The 12,404-nt window shown below is 38.6% G+C and carries 11 protein-coding genes, 1 tRNA gene and 1 pseudogene; 7 read left to right on the top strand and 6 right to left on the bottom strand.

Annotated features, from left to right (window positions below; genetic code table 11):
* Positions 1 to 4: 4 nt before the first annotated feature.
* The 4 genes from G504_RS0111715 to G504_RS0111700 all read left to right on the top strand — a co-directional run bounded on the left by G504_RS0111715 (position 5) and on the right by G504_RS0111700 (position 4,701).
* Entirely contained in the window at positions 5 to 958 is a 954-nt protein-coding gene (locus tag G504_RS0111715; protein ID WP_019670373.1) for an AAA family ATPase, read from the top strand.
* A gap of 283 nt (positions 959 to 1,241) precedes the next feature.
* On the top strand, positions 1,242 to 3,509 hold the full coding sequence (locus G504_RS0111710) for an aconitate hydratase (RefSeq protein WP_019670372.1): 2,268 nt from the start codon (positions 1,242 to 1,244) through the stop codon (positions 3,507 to 3,509).
* Between the two features lie 74 nt (positions 3,510 to 3,583).
* A complete protein-coding gene (locus G504_RS0111705; RefSeq protein WP_019670371.1) occupies positions 3,584 to 4,141 on the top strand; it encodes a TlpA family protein disulfide reductase in 558 nt (185 codons plus the stop codon).
* 2 nt (positions 4,142 to 4,143) lie between these two features.
* Positions 4,144 to 4,701, top strand: coding sequence for a TlpA family protein disulfide reductase (locus G504_RS0111700; RefSeq protein ID WP_019670370.1), 558 nt, complete (start codon positions 4,144 to 4,146; stop codon positions 4,699 to 4,701).
* A 49-nt stretch (positions 4,702 to 4,750) separates the two neighbouring features.
* Here the strand turns inward: G504_RS0111700 and G504_RS0111695 are convergent, their stop codons facing one another.
* From G504_RS0111695 to G504_RS0111680, 4 genes and pseudogenes are all read right to left on the bottom strand, one after another.
* Entirely contained in the window at positions 4,751 to 5,200 is a 450-nt protein-coding gene (locus G504_RS0111695; protein ID WP_019670369.1) for a sterol desaturase family protein, read from the bottom strand.
* A 1-nt stretch (position 5,201) separates the two neighbouring features.
* A pseudogene (locus G504_RS18630) lies at positions 5,202 to 6,040 on the bottom strand (phytoene/squalene synthase family protein).
* Between the two features lie 10 nt (positions 6,041 to 6,050).
* The gene (locus G504_RS0111685; protein ID WP_019670368.1) at positions 6,051 to 7,517 is read right to left on the bottom strand and encodes a phytoene desaturase family protein; all 1,467 of its coding nucleotides are present in this window, start codon (positions 7,515 to 7,517) and stop codon (positions 6,051 to 6,053) included.
* 21 nt (positions 7,518 to 7,538) lie between these two features.
* Complete coding sequence (locus G504_RS0111680) at positions 7,539 to 8,435, bottom strand: MerR family transcriptional regulator (protein WP_019670367.1); 897 nt, start codon at positions 8,433 to 8,435, stop codon at positions 7,539 to 7,541.
* Between the two features lie 177 nt (positions 8,436 to 8,612).
* Between G504_RS0111680 and G504_RS0111675 the strand changes: the two genes are divergently transcribed.
* The gene (locus G504_RS0111675) at positions 8,613 to 9,968 is read left to right on the top strand and encodes a Gfo/Idh/MocA family protein (protein WP_019670366.1); all 1,356 of its coding nucleotides are present in this window, start codon (positions 8,613 to 8,615) and stop codon (positions 9,966 to 9,968) included.
* A gap of 11 nt (positions 9,969 to 9,979) precedes the next feature.
* Complete coding sequence (locus G504_RS0111670) at positions 9,980 to 10,696, top strand: 3-keto-disaccharide hydrolase (RefSeq protein ID WP_019670365.1); 717 nt, start codon at positions 9,980 to 9,982, stop codon at positions 10,694 to 10,696.
* A gap of 58 nt (positions 10,697 to 10,754) precedes the next feature.
* Here G504_RS0111670 and G504_RS0111665 read toward each other — a convergent pair.
* Positions 10,755 to 10,838, bottom strand: a tRNA-Leu gene (locus G504_RS0111665).
* A gap of 128 nt (positions 10,839 to 10,966) precedes the next feature.
* A complete protein-coding gene (locus tag G504_RS0111660; protein WP_019670364.1) occupies positions 10,967 to 11,416 on the bottom strand; it encodes a hypothetical protein in 450 nt (149 codons plus the stop codon).
* 147 nt (positions 11,417 to 11,563) lie between these two features.
* Between G504_RS0111660 and G504_RS0111655 the strand changes: the two genes are divergently transcribed.
* Positions 11,564 to 12,397: a universal stress protein gene (locus tag G504_RS0111655; protein ID WP_019670363.1), complete on the top strand. Its 834-nt coding sequence runs from the start codon at positions 11,564 to 11,566 to the stop codon at positions 12,395 to 12,397.
* Positions 12,398 to 12,404: the final 7 nt, after the last annotated feature.

Below are 12,404 nucleotides of genomic sequence, written 5' to 3'. Positions count from 1 at the left end.
CCGGATGTCTGACGTTACAGCAATCAATAATTTAGTAGCCAAACATAAGGCTCTAAGAAAGGAAATAGCCAAGATTATTATAGGTCAGGACTCTGTCATAGACCAAATTCTTTTATCTATTTATACCGGAGGTCATTCGTTGTTAATTGGTGTTCCTGGATTAGCCAAAACCTTAATGGTAAATACAATTGCACGTACCCTGGGACTCGACTTTAAGAGAATACAGTTTACGCCAGATCTTATGCCTAGTGATATTTTAGGTAGTGAGGTGTTAGACCAGAATAGGAATTTCAAATTTATAAAAGGACCTATTTTTGCCAATATAATTCTGGCTGACGAAATTAATAGAACCCCACCTAAAACCCAGGCAGCTCTATTAGAAGCTATGCAGGAAAGGGCGGTTACAATAACAGGAGTACAACATAAACTCTCCGCACCATATTTTGTTCTCGCCACGCAAAATCCTATTGAACAGGAAGGCACGTATCCCTTGCCCGAGGCACAGCTGGATCGGTTTATGTTTGCAATTGAATTAAAATACCCATCTGTTGAGGAGGAAACCCGGGTAGTAAAGACGACTACCAATGATGAATTTCCCGAAGTGAATGCCTTGTTCAATGCAGATGAAATTTTGGAAGTACAGCATCTGGTGAGAAGAATACCGGTTCCGGATAATGTAGTAGATTATGCCGTGAAACTGGTAAGTAGTACACGACCGGGATTGGATACTTCTTCGGATTATGTAAAACAATACCTGGATTGGGGTGCCGGACCACGGGCTTCTCAAAACCTTATATTAGGAGCCAAGGCCCATGCCGCCATTAATGGTAAGTTCTCTCCGGATATAGAGGATGTGCAAGCCGTTGCCATGGGAATTCTCAGACATAGAATAATTAAAAACTACAAGGCGGAAGCCGAAGGTATCTCGGAAGAAGATATAATAAATAAACTTCTTTAATAAATTTTCAGTAACATTCTATGAACCTGGTCCGGAGTTAAAATTTAGTTGAACGACTTTGATGGTAAAACCCGTTTTGAGTATTGATTACGAGTCTTAAATGTATATGTTTGTGGAATGAAAAAAAGGGAATTTGATTTCTGGTTTTTCGCATGGCAGGAAGGATTGAAAAATAAAATATAGAATAGCGAAATTAATAATGTAATCCTATTCTAAAAATTTCCTTTAGCCCGGCTATTTTACTAATTTTACGGAATTCAATTAACAGATAAACTCAAGAATAATGGCATTTGATATTGACATGATTAAAGGGGTCTACGCCAATATAGCGGAAAGTATTGATACCGCACGTGATATAGTTGGAAGACCATTAACACTATCCGAAAAAATATTATATGCCCATCTTTGGGATGGTAAGCCAACAAAAGCTTTTAGGCGTGGCAAGGATTATGTAGATTTTGCTCCGGATAGGGTAGCTTGTCAGGATGCAACGGCCCAGATGGCTCTTTTGCAATTTATGCAGGCTGGTAAACCTAAAGTAGCCGTTCCTACTACGGTTCATTGTGATCATTTAATCCAGGCCAAAAGCGGTGCAGCAATTGATTTAAAAACGGCTAATAGTACAAGTGCTGAGGTATTCAATTTTCTGGAATCGGTTTCTAATAAATACGGAATAGGGTTTTGGAAACCGGGGGCCGGAATAATTCATCAGGTAGTACTGGAAAATTATGCATTTCCCGGTGGCATGATGATAGGAACAGATTCTCACACTGTTAATGCGGGAGGTCTGGGAATGTTAGCAATTGGAGTTGGAGGTGCGGATGCAGTTGATGTTATGGCTGGCATGGCCTGGGAACTGAAGTTTCCAAAATTAATTGGGGTTAAGCTTACAGGTAAGATTTCAGGTTGGACTTCAGCAAAGGATGTGATCTTAAAAGTGGCGGGCATTCTAACAGTAAAAGGGGGTACCGGTGCAATTGTGGAATATTTTGGAGAAGGCGCCAGGAATCTTTCCTGCACGGGCAAAGGAACAATCTGTAACATGGGTGCCGAAATTGGGGCTACAACATCTACATTTGGTTATGATGATTCAATGGAGCGATATCTCCGTGCAACAGACAGAAGTGATATTGCCGATGCGGCCAATGAAGTGAGGGAGTATCTCACGGCAGATCCGGAGGTTTATGCAGAACCTGAAAAGTACTTTGATGAACTCATAGAAATAAATTTAGATGAGCTGAGGCCACACCTTAATGGTCCTTTTACGCCAGATTTGGCAACACCTGTTGGTGAATTGGGGGCGAAAGCCAGGACAAATGACTGGCCAATTCAGGTAGACTGGGGACTTATTGGGTCCTGTACCAATTCTTCCTATGAGGATTTAACAAGGGCGGCATCTATTGCCAAACAAGCTGTGGATAATAATATAAAGCCTAAATCAGATTTTGGAATTAATCCGGGTTCAGAACAAATTAGATACACCGCTGAACGCGACGGATTATTACAGATATTTGAAAATCTGGGTGCAACTATATTTACCAATGCATGTGGGCCTTGCATTGGACAATGGGACAGAAGTGATCTCAAAGGGGAGGAGAAAAATACTATTGTACATTCGTTTAACCGAAATTTTTCTAAAAGAGCCGATGGCAACCCCAACACTCATGCCTTTGTAGGTTCCCCCGAAATGGTGGCTGCGATTGCACTTTCCGGAAGGTTAGATTTTGACCCTATGAACGATACACTACTAAATGAAGATGGAAAGGAAATTAAATTACAGGAACCTGAGGGAATTGAATTGCCCCCGAAAGGTTTTGAGGTGGAGGATGCCGGTTACCTGGCACCCGATGAAGATGGCAGTGGGGTAGAAGTTGTTGTAACGAAAGACTCTGAAAGGTTACAGGTTTTAGAGCCTTTTGAACCAATTTCAGCGGATAGCCTTCAAAATATGAAGCTTCTTATTAAAGCATTTGGCAAATGTACAACAGACCATATTTCAATGGCCGGCCCATGGCTCAGATACAGGGGACACCTTGATAATATTGCCAACAATACTTTGATAGGGGCGGTAAATGCCTTTAATAAAAAAACAAATTTTGTAAAAAACCAACTAACCGGAGAATATGGTGGCGTGCCGGATACACAGCGAGCTTATAAAGCCAGTGGTATAAAGACCCTTGTAGTTGGTGATCATAATTATGGTGAAGGATCTTCGCGTGAGCATGCTGCTATGCAACCCAGACATTTGGGTGTAGCTGCAGTCCTTGTAAAGTCATTTGCGCGTATTCATGAAACAAACTTAAAGAAGCAGGGAATGCTTGCTTTAACCTTTGCCAGGGAAAGTGACTATGACCTTATACAGGAAGATGATACTTTTAACTTTGTGGATATTAAAGAATTTGCTCCGGACAAACCATTGACTATCGAGGCAGTTCATGCCGATGGAACAAAAGATCTGATCGAAGCCAGGCATACCTATAATCTTCAACAGATTGAATGGTTTCACGAAGGTTCTGCTTTAAATGTGATAAAGAAAGAAAATGCAGCATAAAATACATCCAAAACGAAGTAGTATAACTCCCGATATTCCTCGGGAGTTATTTAGTTTTACCAATCTGTGATAGTATGAAAAAAAGCAGGAAAACTATACTAAATGTACTTCTCATAGCTTTCGTGCTTGCTTTTTTTGTTACTCCGCTGGGGTATCAGGGAAAAATTTTATTGAACAGAATATTTTCTTTTAGTCCGGACGTAATTGAGGTAGATGAAGAAAAAAGAATAACAGACTACAACTGGAAATTAAAAGATGCTAACTGGGAGTTCTTCAATTTTGAAAATTCCAGGGGTAAAGTTGTTTTTATCAACTTCTGGGCATCGTGGCGATTACCATGCGCGGCTGAACTGAAAAGCATACAGAATCTGTATGACAGCTATAAAAATAAGGTCGATTTCTATATAATAACAGATGAGGAAAGGCTTCCGGTAGAAGCATTCATGAAGGAAAATAAATTTACTTTCCCTGTAACCTATCTTATTATTGGAGAGAGAACACCCCTTACTCTTCTTGAGCCTCCTTCATCATATATAATTGATAAAAAGGGCTATATTAGGGTAAAGCAAGAAGGAATAGCCGATTGGGATAATAAGACAATCTATAACCTTTTAAATGAATTAACAGATTAGAAGTGAAATTAAAAAGGACACAACTAATAAATATTGGCATTATTCTATTGCTGGCACTTTATTTTTTTACGCCTCTGGGGTTTCATGCCAAAGTATACCTTAACAGGTTAATATCACACAATCCTGTAGCGGTCCCGGAGAGAACCCAGCAGATTCTGGAAGATTATGATTTTAAACTGGTAAATTCAGAAGGTAAAGCGGTAAATCTGGCAGATTACAAGGGCGAAGTTATCTTTATTAATTTCTGGGCTACCTGGTGCCCGCCTTGTGTTGCAGAAATGCCGGATTTACAATTATTATTTAATGCGTACGGGGAAAAGGTTACTTTTTTGTTTATTGCGAGGGATAAAAAGGAAAAAGTGTCTGACTTCTTAAGAAAGAAGAATTATAATTTACCGGTTTATTTCGAATCCGGCTTTACTCCAAAAACCCTTTACACGGCGGCTTTGCCAACCACATTTATTATTGATAAAAAAGGAAGCATTATTTTGGCAGAAACCGGATCTGCGGATTGGAACGCTGAAAGTGTTCATGAATTATTGGATGGCCTGTTAAAATAATTTCAGGACTTCCTAATCACTTTAGAAGCCTCTCAAATTAAGAAACTATTCATTTCTTAAAATATTTGAAGGGAACAATCAGCATACCAAAACACTCGCCATCTTCCTTGCCAATATGCTTATGGTGCATTTTATGTGCCCGCCGCACACCGCGTGCATACCAATTATTGGCATTTCTGAACATTTTAAATCGCTGATGAATAAAAATGTCATGAACCATGAAGTAGGTTGCCCCATACGCCATTATTCCAAAACCCAATGGCCAGCCGTACCAAAAGGAGGTAAAGGTTGCCAGGTAAAAGAAGGTCATACTGACAACTGCATAAAAAATAAAGAATGCATCATTGCGTTCAAACCATGAACCATGATCTTTTTTATGATGATCTTTATGCAAACTCCATAGAAAACCATGCATTATGTACTTGTGAGTAAACCAAGCCATAAACTCCATAAAACTAAATGTACCAAGGAAAATTAGGATCCAAATAACAATTTTCATGCTAATATAAGTTCAGTTTATAATTTACGTAGGACTTTGCAAGAAGTCCGAATTTTTGATAGTTAGGTACCCGAATGCGGGCATTTTTTATTTCCAACGATGGCGTATTTTGTAATTTCCGAAGTAGCTTGTAGTAATATTTATAGGCCGTATAAACGCCAAATTTTGCTTCATTGGGAAGTTGCACTATTCCTTCATACCCTTTTTTGAAATCTGCTTTTATTTCTTCAACAATTCTCAGTTTAGAGGTTTCATCCAACTCAAGGAGGTTCGTATTTGGAAAATAGGAACGGTTTAAATGCTCATAATCTGCCTTAAGGTCCCGCAGAAAGTTAACTTTTTGAAATGCTGACCCTAAAGCCATAGCCGATTCTTTTAAGGATTCGTATCGTTCATCGTCACCTTTTACAAAACCCGAAGACACATTAAACCCACTACATCTGCAGACCCGTATATGTATTCTTTAAATTCTGCTTCCGTATGGTAGACACTCTTATTCAGATCCATTCTCATGCTCTTCATAAATGAATTGACCAGATGCCGCGGAATTTTGTAATTATGGTACGTATGCTGAAATGCATTTAATATAGGATTAAGGCTTATCTTATCTCCCAGGCTCCTCTCAAGATCCCCTTCAAAATTATTGAATAAGGTTTCTTTGTCATAATCGTGAAAGGCGTCGACTATTTCATCAGCACATCGAACAAAACCATATATGTTGTATATATCATTCCTTATCGAGGAAGATAACATCTTTGTAGCGAGCGAAAATGAGGTGCTGTAAGATTGGGTTACATTTTTGCTGCATTCAAAGGAAATTTGATCGAAAATTGCTTTCATCTCCTAACAATTAATTTTTTTTCTCCATAATCTCAGAAACTAATTTTCCTGAAATTAAAGAAGGCGGAACTCCTGGCCCGGGCACAGTTAATTGTCCGGTGAAAAATAAATTAGTAACTTTTTTACTCTTCAAACCGGGTCTCATAAAAGCTGTTTGCGATAATGTATTAGCCATACCATAAGCATTTCCCTTGTATGAGTTGTATTGTTCTTTAAAGTCGTTGACACAAAAAGATTTTTTAAATATAATATTATTTTCCACAAGCTGCCCTGTGCGTTCCTGGAATCTTTTTAATATTATATCAAAGTATTGGTCCCTAAGTTCTGGTGTGTCCTCTAATCCAGGGGCTATTGGAATTAAAAAAAAACCGGTTTCACTATTAGCCGGCGCCATGCTTTTATCAGTAACTGAAGGGAAGTTTGCATAAAACAAAGGCCTGGATGGCCATTTTGGGTTATCATAAATTTCAGTGGCGTGCACACCAAAATCTGTGTCAAAAAACAGATTGTGATGTTCAATATTATTTAATTTTTTGTCAAAGCCAACAAAAAAGAGGAGAGAGGAAGGGGCAAAGGTTTTTCTTTGCCAATATTTCTCGGAATATTGCCTGTATTCCTTATCCAACAGGGTTTCTGTATGATGATAATCAGCCCCGCTTAATACCAAATCGGCATCTATTTTCCGGGAATTTACAATGATCCCTGTAGCCTTGCCTTTCTCTACAATGATCTTGTCTACGGCGCTGTCTGTATGGATGCTAACACCCAATTCCAGGGCCAAACTTTTCATTGCAATGATTATCTGGTACATACCTCCTTTGGGATGCCAGGTACCGAGGCCAAAATCTGCAAAATTCATAAAGCTATAAAAGGCCGGAGTTTTATTTGGCTTCGCCCCAAGGAACAAGACCGGAAATTCCAGGGTGGAAATGAGTTTCGGGTTTTTGAAATTTTTCCGGACTTCCTGGCTGATCGTTTTAAAGAATTGATCTACCCTCACAATAGTGTCCTTTGTGACCAACTCCAAAGGAGAAAGCCCTGGGCGATAGACAATTTCATTTATGGCGATATCATAATTTCTTTGGGCCTTGGCGATAAATTTTTTAAGATGTCCGGAACTGCCTTTTTCAATTCGTTCAAATTCTTCACAAATTTTATCCATGCAGTCGCCTATCGTGATAATATCGTCATCAAAGAAAATTTTATAAGCAGGGCTTAATTTATCTAACTGGTAATAGTCAGAGGTTTTTTTTCCAAAATCTGCAAAGAACCTATCAAAAATGTCGGGCATCCAGTACCAACTTGGGCCAATATCAAAGGTGAACCCATCCTTCATAAGTTGCCGGGCCCTTCCGCCAACAGTGTCGTTCTTTTCATAAAGACTAACTTCAAAGCCCTTTTTGGCCAGATAGCAGGAAGCCGAAAGTGATGAAAACCCAGATCCAATGATTACAACTTTTTTGTTGTTGATATTCATGGTTTGAAAGCTAAAAGAAATTTATAATGCTTTTGATAATTGTTCAACAGAATCAAAGGTACGAATGTGCTGCGGAAGTTTATCTTTATTTATATGACGAATTTGCCTGCCTAAAATCCACAATTTAGAATTGCTATTATTTATAATTTCTGTGAAGTCATCCATATATTTCTCCAACCTGTCTTTATCCGGTACTACAGTGAAATAGGATACATAGTGTATATTGGTGTAATAACTTTCCAGGTCTACAAGGTTTTCCAAAGGCATTGTCTGCCCCAGATAAATTGTTTTATACCCATGTAAAAGAATTTCATAATTAATAAACAAAAGTCCAATTTCATGAATTTCATTTTCCGGCAGAAAGAGCACGAAAACCTTTTCAGGATTAGTGGGCTCCATCAACTGCAATTTTTCTGTACTCGTGTAAATCTTCTGTTTAATTAAATTGGTGATAAAATGCTCGTGTGCCGGGCTGATAGTATCTGTCTGCCATAACAGCCCAAGCTCACTTAATAAAGGAATGAAGTATTCCCAAAAAATTTCGCGAAATGATTTTTCCGCAAGAAGGCTGTTATATGTATTTTGGAATAAAGAGAGGTCAAAGTTAATCATGGAAAGTTTGAAGGCATTAATTGCATGATTTTTAGTGCTGCTTTTGGCAACGATCTCTCTCACCACCAGCGGGATATCTGTCTCCTGAAGTTTTGCTATCTTGGATATTTTGTATCCGTTATTGTAGAGAAGGGTAATATTCAGCAATTTTTGAAGACTCGCCAGGCTGTAGGTCCTAATGTTGGTGCTGGTTCGCTCAGGTGATAACAATCTATATCTTTTTTCCCAGATTCGAATGGTATGCGCTTTTATGCCGGATAGGTTTTCCAAATCCCGAATACTAAAAGATTTTTTTACATTGTTCATTATTTATATATAAACGTTAAACAAATTTACAATTTAAAAAGCGGAAGTATTACATAGTTTCGTTAATTTTTTCAAAATGATTTGGCAAAAAGGATCATTTTATTTGTTTTATGTCACTTATTTTTCAAAAATTCTATTATAAATGGATATATTTATCCTTCTTAATTCAGGAAAATTATGTCAAGAAAAACCACCCAGACCAGGAAGCAGTTTTTAAAGAATATTGGAGCCGGAACTTTGGCATTGGCAAGCGCACCGGCAATCATTGGCGCGGGAAAAGCATCTCATATTTCTTATTTAAGCAGAAAAAAATATAGTGCAAACAGCAATATTCAAATTGCGCTCATCGGGGCAGGAGGAATGGGATCGGAGGATACCTATACCGCATTAAAACACGATGGAGTAAAATTAGTTGCGGTTTGCGACCTTTATGATGGTCATTTGGAAAGGGCCAGGGAAAGATGGGGTAAAGATCTGTTTACAACCAAACAATACAAGGAAATATTAGCCAGAAAGGATGTAGATGCGGTTATCATTGGGACCCCGGATCATTGGCATAAGCAAATTTCAATAGACGCCATGCGGGCAGGAAAACATGTGTACTGTGAAAAACCAATGGTCCATTCTTTGGACGAGGGACCCGATGTTATCAAAGCCCAGAATGAGACTGGTATGGTATTCCAGGTGGGTAGTCAGGGAATGTCTTCGCTTGGAAATGAAAAGGCTAAAGAATTGCTGGCTCAGGGAGCAATCGGGGATATCAATTATGCAGAAGGCTTTTGGGCAAGGAGAAGTCCTACAGGAGCCTGGCAGTACAATATTCCAAAAGACGCTTCTCCTAAAACAGTAGATTGGGATACTTTTTTGATGAATACAAATAAACGACCTTTCGATGCTAAGCGGTTTTTTAGATGGAGAAATTACAAGGACTATGGAACCGGGATGTCAGGAGACTTGTTTGTGCATCTTTTTTCCAGCCTTCATTTTATAACCCAATCAAAAGGCCCGAATCAAATTTATTCATCAGGGGGCTTGCGCTATTGGAAAGACGGCAGGGAAGTACCGGATGTACTACTCGGAGTATTTGATTATCCCGACTCTGCTGAACATCCAGCTTTTAACCTTTCATTGCGTTGTAATTTTGTAGATGGTACTTCGGGAACAACATATTTGAGAATTGTTGGAAGTGAGGGCTCTATGGATGTTCAATGGCGAAAGGTAATTTTAAGAAGAAATAATGAGCAATTTGACAATGACCCGTTTTTACAGGCCAAAGCTTCACAGGCCGGGGTAACCACTTCCAGAAAAAAGATGCTGCCTCCTGAAGAAATTATTTTTGAGGTAGAGGAAGGGTATCAGGGAGCGCATTATGATCATTTTGGTAACTGGTTCAATGCCATCCGGGGTGGCAAGGCTGTATCGGAAGATGCAGTATTTGGTTATCGGGCAGCGGCGCCTGCTTTAGCGTGCAACGATAGTTATTTTTTAGATAAGGCCATAAAATGGGACCCTGTTGCGATGAAACTCCTTTAAATATTAAAATTATGAAACTGCGAATTGTTATAATAGGTTTAGTGCTTTTAACCGGAGCATGCAAGAATACGGAGAAGAAAAAAGTGGAAACACCTGCTGCGATAGAAGATAAAATGGCAGAAAGTGAATGGGTAGATCTTATGGATCCATCAGACTGGAGGGGATACAACCAGGACTCACTGCCATCAAACTGGTCAATTAAAGATAATGTCATAGAATGTTTCGGAGAAGCCGGAGATGTAGGAGGTGATATCATTAGCAGGGAAACTTATGACAATTTTGAATTCGCCTTTGAATGGAAAATAACCAAAGGGGGCAATAGCGGTGCTTTTTATCATGTAGTTGAGGATACCATATATCACTCACCTTATGAGACGGGACCGGAATACCAGTTACTGGATGATGTTGGATTTGAAGAACCCCTTGAAGATTGGCAAAAAACCGGAGCAAATTACGCCATGCATGTAGCCAATGAAAATAAAACCCTGAAACCGGTAGGGGAATGGAATACCAGTAGAATTGTTTTTAACAGGGGCAAAGCCGAACATTGGCTCAATGGTCAGAAGATTGTTGAATTCGATAAGAACTCACAAGACTGGTTAGAAAAACGCAATAGCGGTAAATGGAATGAGTATCCAGATTACGGAAAAACCAATGATGGTTATTTAGCGCTTCAGGACCACGGCGCAGGTGTTTGGTTCAGAAATGTTAGGGTAAAACGCTTATAGAATAGGGCTATATTTAAAAAGAAAAACTGCTTCTGTTTAAACAGAAGCAGTTTTTTTGTGCCCACGACTGGAGTCGAACCAGCACGTCCTTTCGAACACTACCCCCTCAAGGTAGCGTGTATACCAATTTCACCACGTGGGCTTTACTGAATTTGCGGTGCAAATATAGCGAAGAATTTCTATTTAGCAGTGCATCCCCTTACTTCATACGTTAAAGGATACAATCCGAAAAATTAGTTTAAAAGGATATATAGGGATTTCTATTATCGATCAGGATTTAAGAATATCAGGCAACTCTTCGCTGTCTATGATGTATTCTGTAATTTTAAATACCTCTTTTCTGTTGGACCGGAACAATTTCACGAAATTTGAAACTTTCTCTTCCAGGACTTCATGATCCTTCAAAAATTGTGGATTTGAACTCTGAACCGGATTTTCTACCATGAGCCCCAAATTTCCCTGGTGGGTACTTAATTCCTTCCTCAAGTCTACACTTTTCTTCTTAATCTCAAAAAGGTTTTTCTCTATATCCTTTACCAGGTTAAGGTTGTCGTCTTTTGTAATCCAGATGATATATTTATCTATCAAATGATGTAAAAACCGAAGGTCATCTTTATAGAAATCCAGATCCGACTTCCAATGATCGGTAAGGATATAAAGTTCCTGCCAGTTGATCTCTCTGATATTATTTTGCTGCGTTGATTTAGTGTCGTTATCCATAATTAAATTATCTTTTTTTCTTCACTTAAAAGTAGGTCAGTCAGAGTCTAATTTTTATGATATAAGTCATGTTGATCTTTTGTGACCAATATCATATTATGCGGATATAAAAGGAGGTAAATTCACCTGATCTTTAAATGATTTTGTATGGATACTATACTCTATGCCACGGACTGCACCAGAAATTCTGTTTCAGCATTAAATTATGCGAAGAATCTTAGTGAAACTTTAAAAGCCAAACTTTCTGTTTTTCATGTATATGATATTCCTCCGGTGCGGACATCCAATATCCGTTCTTCTGCACAACTAAATAAATTGGCAATGAATGAGCAAAAAGAATTACTGGAAGACTATTGCCAAAACAATCTGCATGAAAATTTAAATAAAGACCAACTAATTTGCGAGGTTGCTGATAATACCTCAATAAGCAAAGCAATCAGCGACAGAATAAAAAATGACACCGTTGATTTGCTTATCATTGGGATGAAAGATGAACATACTGCCCGGGGTTTCTTTAGCGGGAATATTGCGAATAAATTAATAGATAAGAACCTGTGCCCAATACTCATTATTCCTCAGGAATATAGTTATGAAAAGATAGAAAAGATTGTTTACGCCAGTGATTTTGAATCTGCGGATATTATTGCCCTGGAAAAATTATCAAAAATAGCGGAACCGTATGATGCTGAAATAGAAGTGGTACATATACCTACCTTAGAGGAATATGCCGCAGTGCAGCAGATGGAATGGTTCAAAGAATTATTGGAAGTTCAGGTGCCTTATAAAAAAATAAGTTTTCACATGGTGCTGGCCAACAGTGTAGAACAGGGTTTAAGCATGCATACAGCAGATAAAAATGCAGATATATTAGCCATGTTGGAACGAGAAAATAAGGGTCTCTTCGCTTCTGTTTTCGGTAAAGATATTGTTAAAAGAATGGAGAACCTGGTTACTGTTCCGATTCTTTGCTATAATTCCTGAAGTTGGG

Origin of the sequence: Eudoraea adriatica DSM 19308 (assembly GCF_000382125.1) — a bacterium.
GTDB classification, from domain to species: Bacteria; Bacteroidota; Bacteroidia; order Flavobacteriales; family Flavobacteriaceae; genus Eudoraea; species Eudoraea adriatica.
Note: the sequence above shows the minus strand (reverse complement) of the source record. Positions and strands in the feature narration are given on the sequence as shown.

What these genes read in the sequence shown, in the direction of transcription:
- G504_RS0111715 (WP_019670373.1), top strand. Translation starts at nt 5, where the DNA reads ATGTCTGACGTTACAGCAATCAATAATTTAGTAGCCAAACATAAGGCT.
- G504_RS0111710 (WP_019670372.1), top strand. Translation starts at nt 1,242, where the DNA reads ATGGCATTTGATATTGACATGATTAAAGGGGTCTACGCCAATATAGCG.
- G504_RS0111705 (WP_019670371.1), top strand. Translation starts at nt 3,584, where the DNA reads ATGAAAAAAAGCAGGAAAACTATACTAAATGTACTTCTCATAGCTTTC.
- G504_RS0111695 (WP_019670369.1), bottom strand. Translation starts at nt 5,200, where the DNA reads ATGAAAATTGTTATTTGGATCCTAATTTTCCTTGGTACATTTAGTTTT.
- G504_RS0111685 (WP_019670368.1), bottom strand. Translation starts at nt 7,517, where the DNA reads ATGAATATCAACAACAAAAAAGTTGTAATCATTGGATCTGGGTTTTCA.
- G504_RS0111680 (WP_019670367.1), bottom strand. Translation starts at nt 8,435, where the DNA reads ATGAACAATGTAAAAAAATCTTTTAGTATTCGGGATTTGGAAAACCTA.
- G504_RS0111675 (WP_019670366.1), top strand. Translation starts at nt 8,613, where the DNA reads ATGTCAAGAAAAACCACCCAGACCAGGAAGCAGTTTTTAAAGAATATT.
- G504_RS0111670 (WP_019670365.1), top strand. Translation starts at nt 9,980, where the DNA reads ATGAAACTGCGAATTGTTATAATAGGTTTAGTGCTTTTAACCGGAGCA.
- G504_RS0111660 (WP_019670364.1), bottom strand. Translation starts at nt 11,416, where the DNA reads ATGGATAACGACACTAAATCAACGCAGCAAAATAATATCAGAGAGATC.
- G504_RS0111655 (WP_019670363.1), top strand. Translation starts at nt 11,564, where the DNA reads ATGGATACTATACTCTATGCCACGGACTGCACCAGAAATTCTGTTTCA.